The organism is Salmonella sp. SJTUF15591 (assembly GCF_043356435.1).
GTDB lineage: Bacteria > Pseudomonadota > Gammaproteobacteria > Enterobacterales > Enterobacteriaceae > Salmonella > Salmonella enterica.
In genome coordinates this window covers 256,697-278,309 of the sequence record NZ_JBEUJO010000001.1, presented here as the reverse complement: position 1 = coordinate 278,309, position 21,613 = coordinate 256,697, and the positions used below count along the sequence as shown (strand labels likewise).

Below are 21,613 nucleotides of genomic sequence, written 5' to 3'. Positions count from 1 at the left end.
AATGTCGACGAATCCTTTGTTAGACCAGAGTATGTTGCCTTATCAGGCACCGCGTTTTGATCGGATCAAAGATTGCCATTATCGTCCTGCTTTTGATGAGGGCGTGCGGCAAAAACGCGTGGAAATCGAGGCCATCGTCAATCATCCGGCGGCCCCTGATTTTACGAATACGCTTCTGGCGCTGGAGCAAAGCGGGGCGCTTCTGTCACGCGTCACCAGCGTTTTTTTCGCGATGACGGCCGCGCATACTAACGATGAACTCCAGCGGTTGGATGAGGCCTTTTCTGCCGAGCTGGCGGCGCTCTCCAACGATATTTATCTGAATAGCGCGTTATTCGCTCGCGTGGATGCCGTCTGGCAACAGCGTCACTCACTGGGGCTGGATGATGAGTCGCTACGGTTGGTCGATGTGATCCATCAGCGTTTTGTGTTGGCAGGCGCGCAGCTTGCCGAAGAGGATAAAGCGCGACTGAAAGTATTGAATACTGAATCCGCGACCTTAATGAGTCAGTTTAATCAGCGTCTGCTGGCGGCAAGTAAAGCGGGCGGGCTGGCGGTAGATGATGCGCATTGCCTGGCAGGATTAAGCCCGGAAGAAATGACCGTCGCTGCCGAAGCGGCGCGTGAAAAAGGCCTGGAGGAGCGCTGGTTCATTCCGCTCCTTAATACGACGCAACAGCCTGCGCTTGCTACACTGCGCGATCGCCAGACTCGCGAAAATTTATTCGCAGCGTCATGGACTCGGGCGGAAAAAGGAGATGCCCACGATACCCGCGCTATCGTTCAGCGTCTGGTAGAGATTCGTCGCTGTCAGGCAAAACTGCTGGGTTTCCCCAATTATGCCGCATGGAAAATGGCCGATCAAATGGCGAAAACGCCGCAAGCCGCACTGAGCTTTATGCGTGGCATTGTGCCGCCAGCGCGTCAGCGGGTACTCAATGAACAGGCGGAAATTCAGAACGTCATTGATGGTGAGCAGGGCGGCTACACCGTTCAGGCCTGGGACTGGATGTTCTATGCCGAACAGGTACGGCGGGAAAAATATGCGTTAGATGAAGCGCAACTGAAGCCCTATTTTGCCTTAAATACGGTGTTGCAAGAGGGGGTTTTCTGGACCGCCAACCAGCTATTCGGCATCACCTTCGTCGAGCGTTTTGACATTCCGGTGTATCACCCTGATGTTCGGGTGTGGGAGATTTTCGATTCCGATGGTGTCGGCATGGCGTTATTTTATGGCGACTTCTTCGCGCGGGACTCGAAAAGCGGCGGCGCGTGGATGGGGAATTTTGTCGAGCAATCCACACTCAATGAAACCCGGCCCGTTATATACAACGTATGTAACTATCAGAAACCTGTTGATGGGCAGCCTGCATTACTGCTTTGGGACGACGTTATTACACTCTTCCATGAGTTTGGTCATACGTTACATGGTTTGTTTGCCGTCCAGCGTTATGCCACGCTTTCAGGTACCAATACGCCCCGCGACTTTGTCGAGTTTCCCTCCCAGATTAATGAGCATTGGGCGAGCCATCCACGTGTGTTCGAACGCTACGCGCGTCATGTCGACAGCGGTGAAAAAATGCCTGCTGATTTACAGGAAAAAATGCGCAAGGCGAGTTTATTTAATAAAGGTTACGATATGACTGAATTGCTCGGCGCCGCATTGCTGGATATGCGCTGGCATATGCTGGAGGAGAGCGTAGCAGAGCAGTCTGTCGCTGAGTTTGAGCAGCAGGCGCTGGCCGCCGAGCATCTTGATTTACCGGCAGTGCCGCCCCGCTATCGCAGCAGTTATTTTGCCCATATCTTCGGCGGCGGCTACGCAGCGGGATACTACGCCTATCTTTGGACGCAAATGTTAGCGGATGACGGTTATCAATGGTTTGTAGAGCAGGGCGGCCTGACGCGTGAAAACGGGCAGCGTTTTCGTGATGCTATCCTTTCCCGGGGGAATAGTACTGATTTAGAAACGCTTTATTCAGCCTGGCGTGGACATGAACCGCATATTGACCCCATGTTGCAATATCGTGGGCTCGATCGCTAAGCTGATACGGTTGTTCGGCACTGTCGAACAACCGCCTGAAAATGAATCCTGCACTTCTGATGACAGCCAGTTAAATTTATGGGGTTAAGTTGTCTGAATATAACAAGGGCGTGCATTCGGATTTTTCTACTTATTTTCCCGTGGTGGCTTGATTGCCAAAGATTTATTACCGCTTCGCTGTTGATGTTTTCAAAAAATATATTTTCCGCCATGCATTGGCATTATGTAAATAATGCAGAAATGAATTTGACACTGCGCACAGGGCGACTAGATTTAGAACTGTATCACATGATATGAGAAGACATATCATATTTAAAACGCAACATCATCATGAGGATTATATTATGGCAGAACATCGCGGCGGTTCCGGTAATTTTGCAGAAGATAAAGAGAAAGCCTCAGAAGCAGGTCGTAAAGGCGGCCAGCATAGCGGTGGGAACTTTAAAAACGACCCACAGCGTGCATCTGAAGCGGGTAAAAAAGGTGGCCAGAATAGCCACAGTGGCGGACGGAAATCCGGCAATTAATTTTACTCCTGATATTTCATAAATATATTCTGAAATATTGCACATACGATGCGGGCCATAGGCTCGCATTTTTTTATTCTGACCGGGAGTTATTCTGACCGGTCAGATGAAATTATTGTTTATGCTTTCTTCGTTAACAGAAAAAGCAATTCAGCGAGGGCGAAGCGTACGCATTTTTCCAATACTTCCTGACAATCTCCGTTGAAATGTTGTCGGCTTGTAAAAGTTGTATTGTTAATATTCCAGGCAAACCAAACGGTGCCCGCCGGCGTGCCATCTTCGCCGCCTTCCGGACCGCCATAGCCGCTGATCGCTATGCTGATATTGACCTCAGCCTGATCCTTAGCGCCCTGTGCCATTTCAGTAACGACCGCTTCGCTGACGGCGGTATGTTCGGCAAGGCTGTGGCGTTGTACGCGTAAGATTTTTGCTTTGGCTTCATCAGTAAAGGTGACATAACCCACACCGTAAAATGAGGGCGTATCTTCTGCTGCGCACAATGCTGAAGCCAGTTTCCCGCCAGTGCAGGATTCTGCAGTGGTCAGACGGAGTTTCTGGTTAACCAGTAAATCACCAAGTTTTTTTGTCAGGCTATCGAGGGATTCGGCTTCATCAAGGGTGACAATATCGTGCTGTTCTAATCTCATCGTTTATTTTTCCGTTACAGAGACAAATGAAATCTGTTCGTTCTTCTCAAGTATGGCATATTTATTTTATGACATTGTCAGTGAATGATTATTTTATCCAGTTACCAACAAGCCCGCTGTTGCATAACTTGCTTACTTTCCTGCGGCGATGACTGTCATTGATTATGCATAAGGCCATTATCCTCAAAAAATAAAGCCGATTATTCTGAATTGCTATCCAGACGTTGATGCATATGACTTCAGCTATGTGGCAAGTTAACTATTACGCCGTTACGCTTTCGCGCTCACCGGCGCTGATGTCGGTTGCATATTAATCCGGATGGGTTGATTTTATTGCTTAATATTCTGCGGGTAAATTCATGTTTGTAAAAACTAAAAATAGCGGCCAGACTTAATACGTCAAATAGACGTTATTAAGGAGAGAGCATGAAACTACAGGTGGCTGCATTTTTAAGTTTTCTGATAATGCCTTACGCGCTAGCGGAAGATCAGGGGGGATTAAAAAAAGACGTGGCACCGCCGCCGCCTCATGCTATTGAGGATGGTTATCGTGGTACGGATGATGCAGAAAAAATGACCATCGAACAGGCAAAAACCCTGCATGATGGCGCGACCGTTTCGCTGCGCGGCAACCTTATTGATCATAAAGGCGACGATCGCTATGTATTTCGTGATAAATCCGGCGAGATTAACGTGATAATTCCTTCCGCCGTATTTGATGGGCGGGAAGTTCAGCCGGATCAAATGATCAACATTAACGGTAGTCTGGACAAGAAAGCGAAGGAACCGCTTGTTCGCGTGAACCGATTGCAAAAATAACGCGCGCTAACCGGCAATCTCCAGGTCAGCCATAGGGGGCACGCGGCTGGCCTGATACTATGGGTCTTGTAAAAGCGCCCTGGGGACAAAAAGTCCCATAATGTCTTATTCAGGTCTGGTTGCGTATCGTTTAAGCTTCATTGATATTGACGGTGCTACAGTCGTTAGCGATCCGTTATCCTCGCAAGAATTTGCCCGGTAGCGTATAAGCAAAACACAAATCTATCCATGCAAGCATTTACCGCTGGTGAACCGGCGGTTTTTTTTGCCTGCCATCCAGACAAAAGCGGCCCCTTGCGCAACGATGCAGCAAGGGGCCGGCTCTGCGAGGGATTATCTCCGTTCATTAATCATCCCATTTGTGACTGAACCAGGCGGCCAGAAATCCGGAAAATAAAATAATTCCTAATACAACGATAAAAAGGTTAATACTGCCTAACATCTCGTTTCTCCTTATTTTAGCGTGCATCCTCTTTTTTAAAAAACCTCGTACAGACTATAGTACTAATTTATGCTTAAGCAAAGTCTGAATTGCGTATTTATTTTACTGGAAGGGTAAAGCATTAGAATATTTTCGTCAGCGCCCAGGAATATTCCTGAATTACCGCAGTGACAGCAGATAATTAGCCTGCAATATATAGGGTTAACCCGGTGCGCCAGAAACTGCGCACATCACTGGCTGCAGATAATTAACAGGTGATAGCCTGTTGCGTAGGGGTAATCCGCATTCCTTTTAACATCAGTGCCCAGGCGAACACAATGGCGATTATCAGGACAACGAAAAGCGACCAGGCGGGAAGCGTCGTCAGGATGACGCCGCTGGCCAGCGGGTTTACCGCCGCACCCAGCCAGCCCAGCGATTGCGCTGAAAAATAGCTGGCTTTCATCCCGGCAGGCGCAATGTTGTCAATTAACATATATTCGCCGGGGGCATAAATAATTTCGCCAATCGTGAATACTGCCGCTGAAAGCCCCCAAAAAAACAGATTGTCGCCTGAAAAAATAAATCCGATGAGCCCGGCGATAAAAAAGACGGTGCCGGTCGTCATCATTGGTCGAATATTGACGGCGGTAAGTCGACGGCCCACGGCGTATTGCAAACTGACCACAATAACCGCATTAACCGGCAGGACGACGGCTACCACTTTTTCCGCGAAGCCGCTATCGGCAACGACCATAACGTACTGTGAAATACAGGACGCAAAGGCGCCCCCCACAAAGGAGGCCAGAAATGCCGAAAGCGTAAACCACAATAATGCTTTGTCGCGCAGCAGAACGGAGGGAGACCAGATAGCGGCATTTTTCCCCTCGCTGGCGTCAACCGAACGTGTCACCCATACCTGAATAAAGACCAGCGGAAATGCGGAACAGATAGCGGCAAGCCAGAAGGGTAAATTGATGCTTTGCATCACCAGCAGCGTGCCGAGCGGCGGGCCAACCGTCCAGCCGATATTGAGTACGGTATAGTTGAGCGAAAAAATCCGTGTTTTTGTTGTCGCGGTGAGATTATCGGCGAACCAGGCCTTCAGGACGGTAGAAAAAACCGAATAGGCACAGTTAATAAGCGCAAAAAGCAGGACAACCAGTACGACATTATGCACCATTGGGATGGCGATAAATCCGCAGGCGAAGGCGATAATCGCGAGTAACATGTAGCGCTTTTTATCAAACTTGTCCGCCAGAATCCCAAAGCCAAGACTAAAGATGACGCCGATCGTTAACGCGCTGGTCAGCGCGTAGCCAATCAGATCCACGCCTAAACCGTACTGACGGTTAAGATAGATGGTCATAAAGGGGAGCGTGGCCCCGCGTCCAATTGTCAATAACAGCGATGAGGCGAGTAGAGCCAACGTCGAACGTCTCAATCCTGGATTCATTTTTCCTGCCTGAAATGGAGGTTACGTATCGGGACGTTTTAATCTACCGTGCCCGCAAAAGCATGATGTCTGTACGCTATAGCGTAGTCTTAACATACCATAACGCAGGATTTTGCCCATCGTGTGTTGTTCAATGCCATGCTCACGGTAAAAAGAAAAGTCCTGTTATGGCGCACTGATTTCCGATAACTTACCTTTTTACAAAATTTTAATAATGACAGGGGCCGATGATGTCGCGTAAAGACGGTTTTTTGGCGTTACTGGTGGTTGTCGTATGGGGGCTCAATTTTGTTGTCATCAAAGTAGGCCTGCACCATATGCCGCCATTATTGCTGGCAGGATTACGATTTTTACTGGTGGCGTTTCCGGCAATTTTCTTTGTCGCCCGGCCTAAAGTCCCGCTTACGCTGTTGCTGGGCTATGGCCTGACGATAAGCTTTGGGCAGTTCGCCTTTCTCTTTTGCGCGATAAAGTTTGGTATGCCCGCAGGACTGGCGTCGTTGGTATTACAGGCGCAGGCCTTTTTTACCATGGCGTTAGGGGCGTTTGTTTTTAGTGAGCGGTTACAACGTAAGCAGTTAGCGGGGATCGCCCTGGCGATTATAGGTGTACTGGTATTGATTGAAGCCAGTCTCAACGGACAGCATATAGCGATGTCGGGATTTATGCTGACTCTGGCGGCGGCATTTAGCTGGGCCTGCGGCAATATCTTTAATAAAAAAATTATGCAACATAGTCTGCGCCCGGCGGTGATGTCGCTGGTGGTCTGGAGCGCGCTGATCCCGATCCTGCCGTTCCTGCTGTCATCGCTGCTACTGGAGGGGGCGGATCACATTACGCAAAGCCTTATTACCATCGATATGACGACGATATTGTCGCTGCTTTATCTGGCTTTTGTCGCCACTATACTTGGCTACGGCATCTGGGGCGCGTTACTGGGGCGTTATGAGACCTGGCGCGTGGCGCCGTTATCATTGCTGGTGCCGGTAGTCGGGCTGGCGAGCGCCGCGGTGTTACTCGGGGAAACGTTGACCGGGATGCAGCTTGCGGGCGCAGTACTGATTATGGCTGGACTCTATATCAATGTGTTTGGATTTCGTGTGCGCCGTACTGCGCGCGTCAGGGGATGAGGCATTATGTTACTAAGAAGACAAACGCTAATTTCAGACCATGCCGCGAGGTAATAGCGGCGGACTTGTCATCGCCAGACGGTACTAAAAAAATGCCCCGCAAAACGGGGCAAAGAGGTTAAAGGTGTTGGTCGTTATAATAGGGCACGCCTAATTCATCTGACTTATCGCTGTTCACGCTCACGGGGTGAAGGTCATTTGGCGGATCGCCCACACAGGGCAGAAGCATCACATCGCGGCTATTTTGCGCCACAGGTAACAAAGTTTGTTCTGCAATGCCATATCCGGAGGCGATAAGTAACAGACCCGGCAGGGCGGGAAACAGCATTTTCATGGTGCTCTTCGCGTGGCGCATAAACAAACTAGTAGTTGCCATGGTTCAGCGGCAGCATATACCGTGATTCGCCATGCATATTGGTGATCCGGTATTTGTGTGGCGGCACATCAAAATAGTTTTTGAACGTCCGGGTCAATGTTTGCTGTGACTCAAAGCCATAGCGTTCCGCCAGATAGAGAATGGGCTCGTTGCTCTCTTTTAATTTTTGCGCGATTTCCGTCATCTTACGGCTGCGGATGTATTGACCTAATGAATGACCGGTCTCTTTTTTAAACATCCGTTGCAGGTGCCATTTGGAATATCCTGAACGCTCAGACACTTTTTCCAGTGAGAGCGGCGACTCCAGGTTATCCTCGATCCAGTCCAAAATGCTATGAATAGTAATAGCGTCAGTGTTGCGTCTGGACATCGTCATACCTCTTTTTTGTCTACGGCAGAATTTTCTTGAGCAAATACTCAAGCGTTGCCACTTCGTCCGCCGTTAAGTTTTTTGTTAATTCCTGATGCAGGTCTTGCCCTGGTCGTTGATGACATTGCTCACAAATTGCCGCGCCGTCCGGCGTTAGCTTCACCAGTACGCCGCGTTTGTCATTAGGATTTGGCAGTCTTTCGATCCAGCCTTTGCACAGCAGGCGGTCGAGCATCCGCGTCAATGCGCCGAGATCGACAGACAGCACTTTTTTAAGTTCAACCGGGGTAATACATCCCGCGCAGCGTATCGAGCACAGCACTTTAAACTGTGTTGCGGTGATATCCAGCGGGGATAAATAGTTATTTAACAGGCGATCTTTTTTTTGATTTACCATGTAGATCAAGCGACCCAGCGGAATGATTTCATTGAACAGATCACTGGTGCTTTTCAAAATGGTTGCCCCGGCAAGTAATTAATTTCGTCAGATACTATTGCCCAGGCAAGTATAAGTCAACTAAATGAATTGGCCGATGCCACGATTTGCTAAAAGGCGTCCGGGGTATTGTGCTGTGATAACTTGTAACTAATTGATAATTACAGGTTATAGGTTGTAGAGGATATTAATTTGCACACTGGCGAAATGGCGCGCCTGGGTAATTTCACTTTATACTTCCGGTTCATGAAACGCTGATGGGTAAGAGATAGTATTATGATGGATTTGTTTAAAGCGATTGGATTGGGGCTGGTCGTACTGCTCCCGTTAGCCAATCCGCTAACCACCGTGGCGCTGTTTCTTGGCCTTGCGGGCAATATGAATAGTGCGGAACGCAACCGGCAGTCCTATATGGCTTCGGTTTATGTCTTCGCTATTATGATGGTGGCGTACTACGCCGGGCAGTTAGTTATGAACACCTTCGGTATTTCGATTCCAGGGCTACGGATCGCCGGGGGGTTAATCGTGGCGTTTATCGGCTTCAGAATGCTTTTCCCGCAGCAGAAGGCGCATGAGTCGCCGGAAGCGAAAAGCAAATCGGAGGAGCTGGCAGACGAACCGACGGCCAATATTGCGTTTGTTCCACTGGCGATGCCAAGCACCGCAGGACCGGGGACCATCGCAATGATCATCAGTTCCGCTTCCACGGTGCGTCATGGCGGCGAGTTTCCCGACTGGGTCATTATGGTCGCGCCGCCGATTATTTTTCTTGCCGTGGCGGTGATCCTGTGGGGATGCTTACGCAGTTCTGGCGCTATTATGCGGCTGGTGGGTAAAGGGGGGATTGAAGCGATCTCCCGCTTAATGGGATTCCTGCTGGTGTGTATGGGCGTGCAATTTATTATCAACGGCGTGTTGGAAATTATTAAAACGTACCACTAAGGCGCATTGTCGTCTGCCGGAAACCTGTTCCCGGCAGACGAATGTCTTAATGCGGTTGTTCTTCCAGCGTCACTGGCCATTTGCGGAATATGAGCACAGCCCATACCAGCGCGGCACAGGCGGGTATGGCGCCAATATAGCCGATGGCTGACATTGACCAGTGCAAACTCACCTGATTACCTACCAGCGCGCCAGCGCCAATACCAATATTAAAGATGCCTGAAAATAGCGCCATTGCGACATCGGTCGCGTCCGGGGCCAGCGCCAGTACTTTCACCTGCATACCGAGCCCTATCACCATAATCGCGATGCCCCAGAAAATGCTCAGTATGGCCAGATGCGCTTCGCTATCCGCCGCAGGCAGCAGCAGAAGCAGACAGACAACCAGCAGGGCAATAGCGATACTGACGAGCGACGAGGCATGGCGATTACCCAGTTTACCAAACACGAGGCTGCCGATGATCCCGGCGCCGCCGAGGATCAGTAACAGGACGGTAGCAAAATTCGCACTGAGCCCGGCGACATTCTGAACGAACGGTTCAATATAGCTATAAGCTGTGTAATGCGCAGTCACCACAACGACGGTCAGTACATAGAGGCTCATCAGCGCCGGGCGTCGGAATAGCAAAGGTAAACTTTTTAGTGAGCCGGAATGCTCGCTCGGCAATTTCGGTAGAAGCTTAATCAGACATAGCAGCGTAATTAATGCGCCCATGCCGATGGCAAAAAAGGTGGTGCGCCAGCCAAAATACTGACCAACAACGCGACCTATCGGCAGCCCAAGCACCATGGCCAACGCGGTGCCGGTCGCTATCAGACTTAATGCCTGCGCGCGTTTCCCGGCAGGGGCCAGGCGGATCGCCAGCGAGGCGGTTATCGACCAGAAAATAGCGTGGGCGAAAGCGATACCAATACGGCTAATGACCAGCACGGTAAAGTTCCATGCCAGAAAGGAGAGTACATGGCTGGCAATAAACAAAACAAACAGACAAATGAGTAGCTTACGGCGCTCCATTTGACTGGTAAGAAGCATAAAAGGCAGCGACATGACGGCAACTACCCAGGCGTAAATGGTTAGCATGATGCCGACCTGCGCGGTTTGCATATGAAAGCTTTCAGCAATGTCTGATAGCAAACCAACTGGCACAAATTCTGTGGTATTGAAAATAAAAGCGGCAATAGCAAGCGTAACTACCCGTAGCCACGCGACCTTGCGGGAAACTGGATTGATTGTCATAAAAATATTTCGGGTTAGTTGCGAGAAGGTGAGACCGCGATCTTAAAACGTTTACTGGCGAAAAGACAATCATTTTGTGACCTGCTTCTCATTTACTTCGCAGGCCGTTTCGTCTTCAGTCGGTGCTCGCCAGTTGGGCGTTAAGTAACTCGATAAAGGCCTCAAGCTGACGCGTCATCGCCCCGCGCCGCCACATTAGCCATGTGTTAAGCCAGCGCCACTTCTCCGCCAACGGCCAGGCTTCCACCTGATGATGTCCTGGCATACTGTTGAGCATACTTGCTGGCATCAGCGCAATACCTGCGCCGGCAATTACGCACGCCAACATTCCATGATATGACTCCATTTCGTGAATCGTACCGGGGGTCGCGCCATCGGCATGAAACCAGCTTTCGAAATGCCGTCGGTAAGAACAGTTGGCGCGAAAAGCATAGATGTTATAACCATTCACCTCGCTGGCCCGCGAAACGACGGAATGGCCGTGTGGCGCGACGATCATCATCTCTTCCTGGTAAGCCGGTATACCTTCCAGCCCCGGATGCATTAGCGGGCCATCAATAAAGGCGGCGTTCAGCTTTCCTTCGAGCACGCCATCCAGCATGGCGCCGGAAGGACCGGTCGTTAACGCGAACTGAATTTTAGGGTAACGCTGGTTATAACCCGCCAGCAGCGCGGGGATACGTACGGCGGCAGTACTTTCTAACGCGCCGAGTGAAAACAGTCCTTGCGGTTCCTCTCCGGCAACCACCATGCGGGCTTCATCGACCAGCGCCAGGATCTGCTGGCTGTAACGTAAAAAGTTATGCCCGGCTGGTGACAGCCTGAGTCGCTGGTTTTCGCGAATAAACAGAGAGACGCCCAGGTCGGCTTCAAGCTGGCGGATACGCGTGGTCAGGTTGGACGGAACGCGGTGCACTTTTGCCGCCGCCTGCGTAATGCTGCCCGTCAGAGCGACAGCGTTAAACATTTCCAGTTGCGTCAGGTCCATGGTTTTCTCAATTCGTGAATAGTCTGGTTAATATTATTCATTTTTCAGAAAGGGTAAAGGGCGTCATGATGGTACAACTCCCCTGATAACGAGAGAAAGAACATGACCATGATGACTGCAACACAGGCGTTATCCGTGAATCCTGCGACCGGCCAGACGCTGGCGGCAATGCCCTGGGCTAACGCGCAAGAGATTGAACATGCGCTGAGTCTGGCGGCGAGCGGTTTCAAGAAGTGGAAATTGGCATCAGTAGCGCAACGGGCGCAAACATTACGCAATATTGGTCAGGCGCTTCGCGCTCATGCAGAAGAGATGGCGCAATGTATTACGCGTGAAATGGGGAAACCCATAAAGCAGGCGCGTGCGGAAGTGACGAAATCCGCCGCGTTATGCGACTGGTATGCGGAACATGGCCCGGCAATGCTGAATCCTGAGCCTACGCTGGTAGAAAATCAGCAGGCGGTGATTGAATACCGTCCGCTGGGCGTCATCCTGGCGATAATGCCGTGGAATTTTCCTTTATGGCAGGTGTTACGCGGGGCAGTGCCGATACTGTTGGCGGGGAATAGCTACTTGCTAAAACATGCGCCCAATGTCACGGGTTGCGCGCAGATGATAGCCCGAATCTTGACGGAAGCCGGTACTCCCGCTGGCGTCTATGGATGGGTGAACGCTAATAATGAGGGCGTGAGTCAGATGATTAACGATCCGCGAATCGCGGCGGTGACGGTGACCGGTAGCGTGCGCGCCGGCGCGGCGATTGGCGCTCAGGCTGGGGCGGCGCTGAAAAAGTGCGTACTGGAACTGGGGGGCTCGGATCCGTTTATTGTACTCAATGATGCCGATCTCGAACTGGCGGTAAAAGCCGCAGTTGCCGGACGCTATCAAAACACCGGACAAGTCTGCGCCGCCGCCAAACGTTTTATTGTCGAAGAGGGCATTGCGCAGGCGTTTACCGATCGCTTTGTGGCGGCTGCCGCAGCATTAAAGATGGGGGATCCTCTGGTTGAAGAGAATGACCTGGGGCCGATGGCGCGCTTTGATCTGCGTGATGAACTCCATCAACAGGTGCAGGCTTCCGTCGCCGAAGGCGCACGGCTACTGTTGGGCGGGGAGAAAATCGCCGGGGAGGGCAACTATTATGCCGCGACCGTTCTGGCGGATGTCACACCTGACATGACGGCATTTCGTCAGGAACTTTTTGGGCCTGTTGCCGCCATTACCGTTGCAAGAGATGCGGCGCACGCCCTCGCGCTGGCGAATGACAGTGAGTTTGGCCTGTCGGCGACGATCTTTACCGCCGACGATACGCTGGCCGCGGGGATGGCGGCGCGTCTTGAGTGCGGCGGGGTATTCATTAATGGGTACAGCGCCAGCGATGCGCGTGTGGCATTCGGCGGGGTGAAGAAAAGCGGCTTCGGTCGCGAGCTTTCGCACTTTGGTTTACACGAATTTTGTAATGTGCAGACCGTCTGGAAGAACCGCGTCTAATCGCCCTGACGTCGCGTGGCGCCCTCTGCTATACTCGCAGGCCTTTTCAGACCTGCGAGCAAGGAGCATGTTGTGGCCAGGGCCATGGATAATGCAATTTTAGAGACGATTTTACAGCGCGTTCGCCCCCTCATTGGCCAGGGCAAAGTCGCTGACTATATTCCGGCATTAGCGTCCGTCGAGGGTTCAAAGCTGGGGATAGCGATTTGTACCGTGGACGGGCAGCATTATCAGGCGGGCGATGCGCACGAACGCTTCTCTATTCAGTCTATTTCGAAAGTGCTCAGTCTGGTGGTGGCGATGCGTCATTATCCGGAAGAGGAGATCTGGCAGCGCGTCGGAAAAGATCCTTCCGGCTCGCCGTTCAATTCGTTGGTTCAGTTAGAGATGGAACAAGGCATCCCGCGTAATCCATTTATTAATGCGGGCGCGCTGGTGGTATGCGACATGTTGCAAGGGCGGCTTAGCGCGCCGCGTCAGCGGATGCTGGAAGTTGTGCGCGCGCTTTGCGGCGTATCGGATATTACGTATGACGCTACGGTCGCGCGCTCTGAATTTGAGCATTCCGCCCGTAACGCCGCGATTGCCTGGCTGATGAAATCATTCGGTAATTTTCATCATGATGTGCCTACCGTGTTGCAAAATTACTTCCACTATTGTGCGTTGAAAATGAGCTGCATGGAACTGGCGAGGACGTTTGTCTTTCTGGCGAATCAGGGCGAGGCGTTTCATCTCGACGAGCCGGTAGTTACCCCCATGCAGGCCCGGCAGATTAATGCGCTAATGGCGACCAGCGGTATGTATCAGAATGCCGGAGAGTTTGCCTGGCGGGTGGGATTGCCCGCTAAATCCGGCGTGGGCGGCGGTATTGTCGCCATAGTGCCGCATGAAATGGCGATTGCCGTCTGGAGTCCGGAGCTGGATCCTGCGGGAAACTCTCTGGCAGGTATCGCCGCGCTTGAGCAATTAACACAAACGTTAGGACGTTCGGTATACTGATGAATGCGCTTGAACCGCTCTTTGCCCGCCTGGCGCGATCGACATTTCGTTCGCGTTTTCGTCTCGGGATAAAAGAAAGACAATATTGCTGGGATAAAGGCGCGGAGGTGATTGATAAACACGCCGCCGATTTTATCGCCCAGCGACTGGCGCCAGCTCACCCGGCGAATGATGGTAAGCAAACGCCGATGCGGGGCCATCCGGTATTTATCGCGCAACATGCGACGGCAACCTGCTGTCGCGGGTGCCTGGCGAAGTGGCACCAGATACCTCAGGGAGAACCGCTGAGCGAAGCGCAGCAACAGTATATTGTCAGCGTTATCCATTACTGGCTGGTCATACAAATGAATCAGCGGTAGGGCAGTGCGTCGTTGCTGACGCTTTCCCCGATAAATCCCCCTATACCACTGATAGCAGCCGTTGACCGTCATATATCTCATGTGCTGAAGTGTCTTTTTAGTTACAACATACATTTGGTTGTTTTTTTTTCAATACCTGTCAACACCGTGCAAAAAAATGTTCTACAGGGCAGGGAACCCGTGTATCACCAGAAGCTTGCAACCTTGATCTGGATCACGTTTAATGACAGTGCTTTTTCACCTGCTGAAGATAATCATGATCGTTAGACCACAACAGCACTGGATTCGCCTGATATTTGTCTGGCATGGTTCCGTGTTATCTAAAATCTTTTCACGACTGCTCCTTAACTTTCTTCTTTCTATCGCCGTTATTATCATGCTGCCCTGGTACACAATGCTGGGTATTAAGTTTACCCTTGCGCCGTTTAGCATACTGGGCGTCGCTATCGCCATTTTTCTGGGGTTTCGCAATAATGCCTGTTATGCGCGTTACGTCGAAGCCCGACATTTGTGGGGGCAGTTGATGATCGCTTCACGCTCAATACTGCGTGAGGTGAAAACAACCTTGCCTGATGAACGCGGTATCGAGGATTTTGTTCGGTTACAAATCGCTTTTGCCCACTGTTTGCGTATGACATTGCGTCGACAGCCTCAAACGCAAGTTCTGGGCAACTATCTTGACCAGGACACGTTACAGAAAGTTGTCGCTTCCCATTCCCCCGCTAACCGTATCTTATTGCTGATGGGAGAGTGGCTGGCGATTCGCCGCCGCAGCGGAAAGCTTTCCGATATTTTATTTCATAGCCTCAACAACCGCTTAAATGATATGTCGTCAGTATTGGCCGGCTGTGAGCGCATCGCCAACACGCCGGTGCCTTTTGCCTATACGTTAATTTTGCATCGTACGGTTTATCTTTTCTGCATTATGTTGCCATTTGCACTGGTGGTTGATCTGCACTATATGACGCCGTTTATTTCGGTGCTTATTTCTTATACGTTTATCGCGTTGGATGCGTTAGCGGAAGAGTTGGAAGATCCGTTCGGTACTGAAAATAATGATTTACCGCTGGATGCGATATGCAATGCGATAGAAATCGATTTACTGCAAATGAATGATGAAAGGGATATTCCGGCAAAACGGATACCGGATAAACGCTATCAACTGACCTGAGCTCGACTTAACTGGCGCAGAATGTTCATCTGCGCCATAACCTGAAGAGCAAAGCTTAATAGCCTTCTCCAACGCCGGTTTTGGCTGGACCGGAGTAGTGGACATGAACGATTCGCCATCCTGTGTTTGGTATCTTCGCCCACACCTGGCTTTCTCGGCCTGTCGTGTGTTGAGTTTGCCCATTATCACGGCGTACCGCGGTAAAATGCCAGTCGAACTCTGCAACGGCGGCATTGCCATACACGTGAATAGCCGGGGGAGCGTCCAGTTTTAACGTGCGTTTGCTGAAGGTTTTACCCATAGTGGTGCCATAAAAATTTTCAGCGATCTGCGACCATCCGCGTTCGTGACCGCGTGGATGAATAAAACTGGTATCCGGTGAAACATAAAAAAGCTGCTTGCCTAACGTTGGGTCTGCCTTATCTATTGAATAAAGGTAACGGTTAATGCCTTCTGTAATTTCTTGTTTAACGGTCGACGTAGCTTCATTTTGTGCGGCGGTTGGCGTTGCCGCTAATGCCGATGACGCCATCAGAGTTAACGTTATCGCGGCGGCAGAAAACAATAGTGACGTTTTTTGCATAATAGCTATACCCATATGGTCTGTTTTTGAGACGCTTTATCTTTCCTGTTACGTTCACTTTTATACTAAAGGAGCATGGCTCACGAACAATAAAAAACATCCTTCTATAAAATTACCCCGAAAAGGGAGTAGTGCAATTAAGAATATCGTATTTGTTTGTAACGACATGACTCAAAATATCAACATTTAGAGTTTCAGTATTGTTGTTGTCCATTGACTTACTTTTATGTTTATTACCGCTGGTAAATAGTTAATCTTATGAATAGTGATACACAAATGACCGTTTGCGCTATGTGATAATTAACCATAGTAAAAATACACGAAGCGAAGAAGTGCTATTTCAGTAGTACTGATATTTTCATAACGCTAATTTAAAAATAAATGTAAACGTAACAAATTATACACAAAAATAAGAAGGGCTGTGGCCTCAACTGACTTGATTATGATTCCGTCTTAACGAATGCCAGCCGAGTGTTCAGTGCCATTCTCTCCCTGGCATCCCCGACCGTAAGCCAGTTCTCTACTGGTAACCCCCTTGTTATTACAGCAGAAAACAGGGCATATCATTGATGTAGTCATGCTTAACTTGCATTTTAACATCACTAATACATAGCAAGCTAATATTACACTTTGAAACTTAACGCACGGTAATTGTTAGTGATATTGTCCTGGACAGTTCCGCGAGCAGGTTTTGCGGAAAGTCCAAAAATAAGACAAATAAGGCATATAAAATGAAAAAAGTAGTGGTGTTATCTGCGGTAGCCGCAGCCGTGATGATGGCTGGAGCCGCCAACGCAGCAGAAATCTATAACAAGGATGGCAATAAACTGGATTTGTATGGCAAGGTCGACGGCCTGCATTATTTTTCCAGTAATCATAGTACGGATGGCGATCAATCTTATATCCGTATGGGTATTAAAGGCGAGACTCAAATTACCGATCAACTAACCGGTTTTGGACAGTGGGAGTATCAGGTCAACGCCAATCGTCCGGAAGATGGTGACTCCAGCGGTTCCCCGCAAAGCTGGACGCGTCTCGGTTTTGCTGGTTTGGCATTTGCCGATATGGGGTCTGTTGATTATGGTCGTAACTATGGCGTGTTATACGACATTGGTTCATGGACTGACGTACTGCCTGAATTTGGTAATGATTCGTATGAAGCTTCCGATAATTTTATGACCGGACGCGCGAATGGCGTTCTGACTTATCGCAATAATGATTTCTTTGGTCTGGTTGATGGTCTGAATATTGCGTTGCAGTATCAGGGTAAAAATGACGGCCTGTCGAAAGAAGGTGATCCTTTAAGTAATAATGCCAGAAAAAGTATCGCGTACCAGAATGGCGATGGTTTCGGGGCATCAGCGACATATGATTTGGGCATGGGAGTGAGCCTGGGGGCAGCCTATACCAGTTCCAAACGCACGCTTGATCAGATGACGCAAGATAAATACGACAATGGCGACCGTGCTGAAGCCTGGACTGGCGGCGTGAAGTATGATGCCAATAATATTTACCTGGCGGCAAACTATACCCGTACTTATGATATGACCTATATGGGTGATACATTGGGCGGCTTTGCACATAAAACCGATAACTGGGAAATGGTAGGGCAATATCAATTTGATAATGGCTTACGCCCATCACTGGCGTTCCTGCAATCCAGAGCCAATGATGTTAATGGACTGGGTTCGTTCGACCTTGTGAAATATATTGATGTGGGTTCCTATTACTACTTCAATAAAAATATGTCCGCGTATGTTGACTACAAAATCAATCTGCTAAAAGATGGCAACCCATCGAATCCTAATACAGACAACACCGTGGCGCTCGGCTTAGTCTACGAGTTTTGATAAAACTTGCTGATTAAGACAGTTTAGGGATACCCTCCTTTTCCCAAAACTGTGTCACTGCTTAACCTTTATTATTGTTAATTTATTCTTTTATTATTTCAGGACGCTTCTGGCGTCCTTTTTTATTGATTATTCGTTGACTATTCGACTTCGATCTCGCGAATGCGCATTCTGCTACTGTCATCTATCTGCACTTTGCCTGAATGACAAAAGGGGCAACAGAGTGTGGATGTTTGAGAGGTGAAGGGTTGATTACAGGACAGACACCAACCTTGCGCCGGTGCGATAGTAATGTGGAAACGCGCATTGTCAGCAAGGGTATGACGAGCGGCGACGTCCAGGCCAAAATGCAGCGCCGGCACCTCAACACAGGCCATAACGCCAATCTCCAGCCAGACTTGCTTTACCTTGCTGAACTGGTGATTTACTGCCTGTTCCTCCAGCAATTCGATAATATTTTGCGCCAGGGCTAATTCATGCATGGGCCAGCTCCTTCATTCAACAATATTTACGGCGACACAAGGATCAATTACCTGTAACTGTTGCGACCACAATGAGAGCGGAATAGTGGCCAGTTCGCGAGCAATGACGCCGTCAGATTGGGCGTGACGTGTGGTAGGCGAGATAATACGGTAATCAAGAATATTGCCTGACGTCGTCAGTCTGGCCTGATGAACTAACCATCCTCGCGCGGTTTCCACTACCGCTATTTTCCATTCGCCATCATCAAAACGATTCCAGCGCAGGGTAGGAAGGGCGCTCAAACTTCGGGCGAGCGTAATGCAGCGGGCCAGCAGACGTAGCGCAGTCGTTTTTCCGCTAAGACAACAGGCTGACAGTAGCGGATATTCGATAGCCAGAGGCGAGACATCCAGGGGACCATGGGTTATTAACGTATGGTCCGGGGACGATGCCATCGGTAGTGTAGGTGTAATGATATTCTGTACTGCCGCCAGCCAGCGGGCGGTTTCAGAACGCTCTTGCAAAAACCAAGCTTCCCAGCCCTTTACGCCAGCGGCAAGCCAGGTCTGAGGATCATCGTCAAAAAAAATTGTGCTTGCCAGCGGGGATAACTCTCCACGACGTAACAACGCCCATTCTTCAGCGGTTGCCTGTCGGTGGCTAAACAGGGGGAGCCAGTCGGTCAACGCGCGACGGAGCGTTTCTCGCGCCAGCTCTTGTTGTGCGGCCTGCATATCTGGCTTCTCTTCAGGAAACAACAGTAAAGCAGCCGCCGCGCTGTGCGCCTGAGCGCACAACGTAAACAAACGTGAAATAAGCGTTTTTGCGTATACCGGCGTTGCGCCCTGTAGCAAACGACCGATCGGCACCTCCTGCCAGATAATCCGTAGCGGGTGAGAATAGACGGTCAATCTTTGCACGAATTATTACCTTCATCGATCACCATAAACCCGGACTTACTGGTTTCGCAAACCGGACAGCACCAGTAATCAGGTAACTGGTTGAAGGGCACGCCGGGTGGAATTTGCCATACGTCATCGCCCAGCGCAGGGTCGTAAACCCACCAACATACTTTGCACTCCATGCGCACCACTGGCTCATTTTCTGTGATCGGGTATTCTTTCAACCATTCCAACGTATTTTTTAGCCCCGCGTAGGCATCTTCGATATCGTCGATGCCTGCAACGGCGATATCAGGAATGTCCGCTATCTCAATCATATCTTGCAGTAATGTGTTCATATCATTGAAATAATTGACCCGCCATACGCCGGGAAAATGCGTGCTTACAATCCGGCATTTACCATATCCGCGTGAAAAAATAGCGCTACAGCCTTCGCCTAAAAAATGATCCAGATACTCGCGGTCGGCATCGTTTACTGGCAACAGCGTTAAATTAATGATATGCGGCTCTTTTACCGGCTGTTTTACGCGCTCGGCTATTTCATGCGCGATAAAGGCGCCATTCATCAATCCCGCCGGTTGCGGCGGCAATTCTGGCGTAATCGGCGGCTGCGGATGCGTCTGCCAGATGCTCTCCGGGATCGGGCCAATGATAATTTCATCGGCAACCCGTTGCTGGTCAGCGTTATATTCACGTACACGCCAGACGCCCGTAAAAACCGTCTCCTGAATACGCTGTTCTTTTCCATCGGGTAATAGTACCCGGGCGGATATTTCACCTTCGCCGAGCAGTTGATCCAACAAACCGCTATTCTGTTGCTCAGTGGCATTCAGCTTATAGCTCAGGGGAAAGGGGAGCGTTGCCACCGGGTTATTCATATCGCGAATAAGCGTAGTCAGGATGTGTCTGGCAACACGAAGCTCAGCGGGCAGCGCCTGTTCCGGTAAAACCGGCGTCAGTGGTAGATTAATGCCGGCGGGGATAGGAAGAAAGTTAAAGTCTTCCTCTTCTGGCTGCGAGCCTGGTCCGGCAATATTAACGACTGGAATAGTTCTGGAATGATTCACGTGTGTTACCTTTCATTCTATTGCGTGATAACGGGAATATCCTGACGATAGCCCGGTGTGGTCAGCAATGCGGCCACCCGCTGAGAGTATTCTTGCCAGCTATATAATCCCGCCAGACTGCCGACAAAACGGTGCTGGCGAAAGATAAGCAGCGCCGGATATTTCAGAATGCGATACTCCCGGGCGATCAGTTCACTCTGTTCGCTATCCGCAAATGCCGCGGTATAAGACGTCGCCGGAAATTGCTTGAGGATCTCCGGGATGATGACCCAACTGTCGGCGACTTCAGGATGTTTGTTGGGGTCACTTTGCAGCAAAACCAGCAGAGTCGGATGCGCATTAATCAACGACGGGAGCGTTTGCGCATCGGTAACCAGAAAGCCTTTATCCGCCAGTGGACAAACAGGATTTTGGGGTGAGATAGTCATTTTTTTAAATGCTCCGGTAATTCAGGCGTGCGAGACAATAAATCGGCAAAACCGGTCAGCGGATCGCTTTGCGTGAGCATGGCCTGTTCCAGCGAGTCCAGCGCCGCCAGTACCTCAGCGGCTTCCGCTTCGTCCATTTCGCGTCGTGCTGCGCCGCCAAATGTCAGCAGCCATGCGCCTGCTAAGGGGGGAGCCACAAGCCGAATATCAACGTCGATAAGCTCGCCATGTCGGTCGCGGCATTTGGCGAACCACTGACCGGGTGAAATAACCTGCACAGGAACGCCGATACACATTATGATTTCTCTCTCTGTAGCACCCGAATATCGCCGACCCGGCAAGCGCTTTGCGCATCTGGGCGTTCATCTTCGTAGCGTTCCATACACAGGCTGTAATGATTGAGCCTTTCAGTGGGCAAGGCCGCTGAAGAGGCGGTGATACCCCATTGCGCCAGCACTTCCTGCGCAAGATAGACCGCAGGCATCAGTTGCGCCTTTACCTGCGGCGTGAGACTTCCACCATAGTCATCCAGACATTCCGGCTGCACGCCAATCAGCACAATCTCCGATAACTGGCCGCCGGTTAATTGCAGCAATGCCAGCACTTCAGAAAAACTGGTCTGATGTAAACTGAGTTTTTTCGCCGTCAGATAGGCGGGAACCTGTTCATCACGAAACATCGCCAGCGAACCTGGCGCCATACCAAAATCGATAGCATCCATGATTAACAGTTTTTCGGTTTGTTGCAGCCAGGGCAGCAGCGCCAGCCCCTGCGTACCGCCATCAACAACGTCAACTTTCTCGTTATCGGCATACTGTTCAAACAGCTTTTCCGCCGCTCTGACGCCAAACCCTTCATCTGCCCAAAGCAGGTTGCCAAGCCCTAAGATTGTTACTTCTGCCATTGTT

The 21,613-nt window shown here is 50.2% G+C and carries 25 protein-coding genes; 10 read left to right on the top strand and 15 right to left on the bottom strand.

Annotated features, from left to right (window positions below; all coding sequences use genetic code 11):
- Window position 1: 1 nt before the first annotated feature.
- Complete coding sequence (dcp, locus tag ABVM99_RS01310) at window positions 2–2,044, top strand: peptidyl-dipeptidase Dcp (protein ID WP_000106261.1); 2,043 nt, start codon at window positions 2–4, stop codon at window positions 2,042–2,044.
- A 344-nt stretch (window positions 2,045–2,388) separates the two neighbouring features.
- Window positions 2,389–2,571, top strand: a complete 183-nt coding sequence (locus ABVM99_RS01305) for a general stress protein (RefSeq protein WP_000807642.1) — start codon at window positions 2,389–2,391, stop codon at window positions 2,569–2,571.
- Between the two features lie 119 nt (window positions 2,572–2,690).
- On the opposite strand, the gene ABVM99_RS01300 is transcribed toward ABVM99_RS01305, so the two are convergent.
- Complete coding sequence (locus tag ABVM99_RS01300) at window positions 2,691–3,218, bottom strand: 2-oxo-tetronate isomerase (protein WP_272709659.1); 528 nt, start codon at window positions 3,216–3,218, stop codon at window positions 2,691–2,693.
- Window positions 3,219–3,644: 426 nt separating this feature from the next.
- Between ABVM99_RS01300 and ABVM99_RS01295 the strand changes: the two genes are divergently transcribed.
- Window positions 3,645–4,037, top strand: coding sequence for a YdeI family stress tolerance OB fold protein (locus ABVM99_RS01295; RefSeq protein WP_000776351.1), 393 nt, complete (start codon window positions 3,645–3,647; stop codon window positions 4,035–4,037).
- A gap of 346 nt (window positions 4,038–4,383) precedes the next feature.
- On the opposite strand, the gene mgtS is transcribed toward ABVM99_RS01295, so the two are convergent.
- Window positions 4,384–4,479 carry a protein MgtS gene (gene mgtS / locus ABVM99_RS01290; RefSeq protein WP_000901531.1) on the bottom strand — a complete coding sequence of 32 codons (96 nt, stop codon included), beginning with the start codon at window positions 4,477–4,479 and terminating at the stop codon, window positions 4,384–4,386.
- Between the two features lie 247 nt (window positions 4,480–4,726).
- Window positions 4,727–5,914 carry an efflux MFS transporter YdeE gene (ydeE, locus tag ABVM99_RS01285; RefSeq protein ID WP_052938193.1) on the bottom strand — a complete coding sequence of 396 codons (1,188 nt, stop codon included), beginning with the start codon at window positions 5,912–5,914 and terminating at the stop codon, window positions 4,727–4,729.
- Between the two features lie 227 nt (window positions 5,915–6,141).
- On the opposite strand from ydeE, the gene eamA reads away from it, so the two are divergent.
- Window positions 6,142–7,044 (top strand): O-acetylserine/cysteine exporter, encoded by a 903-nt coding sequence (eamA, locus tag ABVM99_RS01280; protein ID WP_072101836.1) that lies wholly within the window; start codon window positions 6,142–6,144, stop codon window positions 7,042–7,044.
- 118 nt (window positions 7,045–7,162) lie between these two features.
- Here eamA and marB read toward each other — a convergent pair whose 3' ends face one another.
- Genes marB through marR form a run of 3 tightly spaced genes read right to left on the bottom strand, consistent with a single transcriptional unit; the run spans window position 7,163 to window position 8,244 of the window.
- Complete coding sequence (marB, locus tag ABVM99_RS01275) at window positions 7,163–7,378, bottom strand: multiple antibiotic resistance protein MarB (RefSeq protein WP_000783049.1); 216 nt, start codon at window positions 7,376–7,378, stop codon at window positions 7,163–7,165.
- Window positions 7,379–7,406: 28 nt separating this feature from the next.
- A complete protein-coding gene (gene marA, locus ABVM99_RS01270) occupies window positions 7,407–7,790 on the bottom strand; it encodes an MDR efflux pump AcrAB transcriptional activator MarA (RefSeq protein WP_000091194.1) in 384 nt (127 codons plus the stop codon).
- Between the two features lie 19 nt (window positions 7,791–7,809).
- Entirely contained in the window at window positions 7,810–8,244 is a 435-nt protein-coding gene (gene marR / locus ABVM99_RS01265; protein WP_000843434.1) for a multiple antibiotic resistance transcriptional regulator MarR, read from the bottom strand.
- A 258-nt stretch (window positions 8,245–8,502) separates the two neighbouring features.
- Between marR and ABVM99_RS01260 the strand changes: the two genes are divergently transcribed.
- Window positions 8,503–9,168, top strand: coding sequence for a MarC family NAAT transporter (locus ABVM99_RS01260; protein WP_000968968.1), 666 nt, complete (start codon window positions 8,503–8,505; stop codon window positions 9,166–9,168).
- Between the two features lie 46 nt (window positions 9,169–9,214).
- Here the strand turns inward: ABVM99_RS01260 and ABVM99_RS01255 are convergent, their stop codons facing one another.
- Together ABVM99_RS01255 and ABVM99_RS01250 are read right to left on the bottom strand one after the other, a co-directional pair.
- The gene (locus ABVM99_RS01255; RefSeq protein WP_000154617.1) at window positions 9,215–10,405 is read right to left on the bottom strand and encodes a sugar transporter; all 1,191 of its coding nucleotides are present in this window, start codon (window positions 10,403–10,405) and stop codon (window positions 9,215–9,217) included.
- Between the two features lie 115 nt (window positions 10,406–10,520).
- On the bottom strand, window positions 10,521–11,393 hold the full coding sequence (locus ABVM99_RS01250) for a LysR family transcriptional regulator (protein ID WP_000366538.1): 873 nt from the start codon (window positions 11,391–11,393) through the stop codon (window positions 10,521–10,523).
- Window positions 11,394–11,495: 102 nt separating this feature from the next.
- Between ABVM99_RS01250 and sad the strand changes: the two genes are divergently transcribed.
- The 4 genes from sad (at window position 11,496) to ABVM99_RS01230 (ending at window position 15,413) form a co-directional block, all read left to right on the top strand.
- Window positions 11,496–12,884 (top strand): succinate-semialdehyde dehydrogenase, encoded by a 1,389-nt coding sequence (gene sad / locus ABVM99_RS01245; protein WP_052938192.1) that lies wholly within the window; start codon window positions 11,496–11,498, stop codon window positions 12,882–12,884.
- Window positions 12,885–12,956: 72 nt separating this feature from the next.
- Entirely contained in the window at window positions 12,957–13,883 is a 927-nt protein-coding gene (glsB, locus tag ABVM99_RS01240; RefSeq protein WP_000090081.1) for a glutaminase B, read from the top strand.
- A complete protein-coding gene (locus tag ABVM99_RS01235) occupies window positions 13,883–14,242 on the top strand; it encodes a DUF4186 domain-containing protein (RefSeq protein ID WP_000992449.1) in 360 nt (119 codons plus the stop codon). Before glsB ends, ABVM99_RS01235 begins: the two co-directional genes overlap by 1 nt.
- Before the next feature lie 256 nt (window positions 14,243–14,498).
- Entirely contained in the window at window positions 14,499–15,413 is a 915-nt protein-coding gene (locus ABVM99_RS01230) for a bestrophin family protein (RefSeq protein WP_023194537.1), read from the top strand.
- Between the two features lie 55 nt (window positions 15,414–15,468).
- Here the strand turns inward: ABVM99_RS01230 and ABVM99_RS01225 are convergent, their stop codons facing one another.
- Window positions 15,469–16,011 carry a DUF4440 domain-containing protein gene (locus ABVM99_RS01225; protein ID WP_023194536.1) on the bottom strand — a complete coding sequence of 181 codons (543 nt, stop codon included), beginning with the start codon at window positions 16,009–16,011 and terminating at the stop codon, window positions 15,469–15,471.
- 716 nt (window positions 16,012–16,727) lie between these two features.
- Between ABVM99_RS01225 and ompC the strand changes: the two genes are divergently transcribed.
- Complete coding sequence (gene ompC, locus ABVM99_RS01220) at window positions 16,728–17,846, top strand: porin OmpC (RefSeq protein WP_000758336.1); 1,119 nt, start codon at window positions 16,728–16,730, stop codon at window positions 17,844–17,846.
- A 140-nt stretch (window positions 17,847–17,986) separates the two neighbouring features.
- Here ompC and hypA read toward each other — a convergent pair whose 3' ends face one another.
- The 6 genes from hypA to hybD are packed head-to-tail and all read right to left on the bottom strand — an operon-like array spanning window position 17,987 to window position 21,609.
- The gene (gene hypA, locus ABVM99_RS01215) at window positions 17,987–18,328 is read right to left on the bottom strand and encodes a hydrogenase maturation nickel metallochaperone HypA (protein ID WP_000544772.1); all 342 of its coding nucleotides are present in this window, start codon (window positions 18,326–18,328) and stop codon (window positions 17,987–17,989) included.
- A 12-nt stretch (window positions 18,329–18,340) separates the two neighbouring features.
- A complete protein-coding gene (locus tag ABVM99_RS01210) occupies window positions 18,341–19,228 on the bottom strand; it encodes a dehydrogenase (protein WP_023194535.1) in 888 nt (295 codons plus the stop codon).
- Entirely contained in the window at window positions 19,216–20,277 is a 1,062-nt protein-coding gene (locus ABVM99_RS01205) for a hydrogenase expression/formation C-terminal domain-containing protein (protein ID WP_052938191.1), read from the bottom strand. Before ABVM99_RS01205 ends, ABVM99_RS01210 begins: the two co-directional genes overlap by 13 nt.
- A 17-nt stretch (window positions 20,278–20,294) precedes the next feature.
- Window positions 20,295–20,705 carry a hydrogenase gene (locus ABVM99_RS01200; protein ID WP_000155980.1) on the bottom strand — a complete coding sequence of 137 codons (411 nt, stop codon included), beginning with the start codon at window positions 20,703–20,705 and terminating at the stop codon, window positions 20,295–20,297.
- Window positions 20,702–21,001, bottom strand: coding sequence for a HypC/HybG/HupF family hydrogenase formation chaperone (gene hypC / locus ABVM99_RS01195; protein ID WP_000334904.1), 300 nt, complete (start codon window positions 20,999–21,001; stop codon window positions 20,702–20,704). Before hypC ends, ABVM99_RS01200 begins: the two co-directional genes overlap by 4 nt.
- Complete coding sequence (gene hybD, locus ABVM99_RS01190) at window positions 21,001–21,609, bottom strand: HyaD/HybD family hydrogenase maturation endopeptidase (RefSeq protein ID WP_000852664.1); 609 nt, start codon at window positions 21,607–21,609, stop codon at window positions 21,001–21,003. The genes hypC and hybD overlap by 1 nt, the downstream gene beginning before the upstream one ends.
- Between the last annotated feature and the right edge of the window lie 4 nt (window positions 21,610–21,613).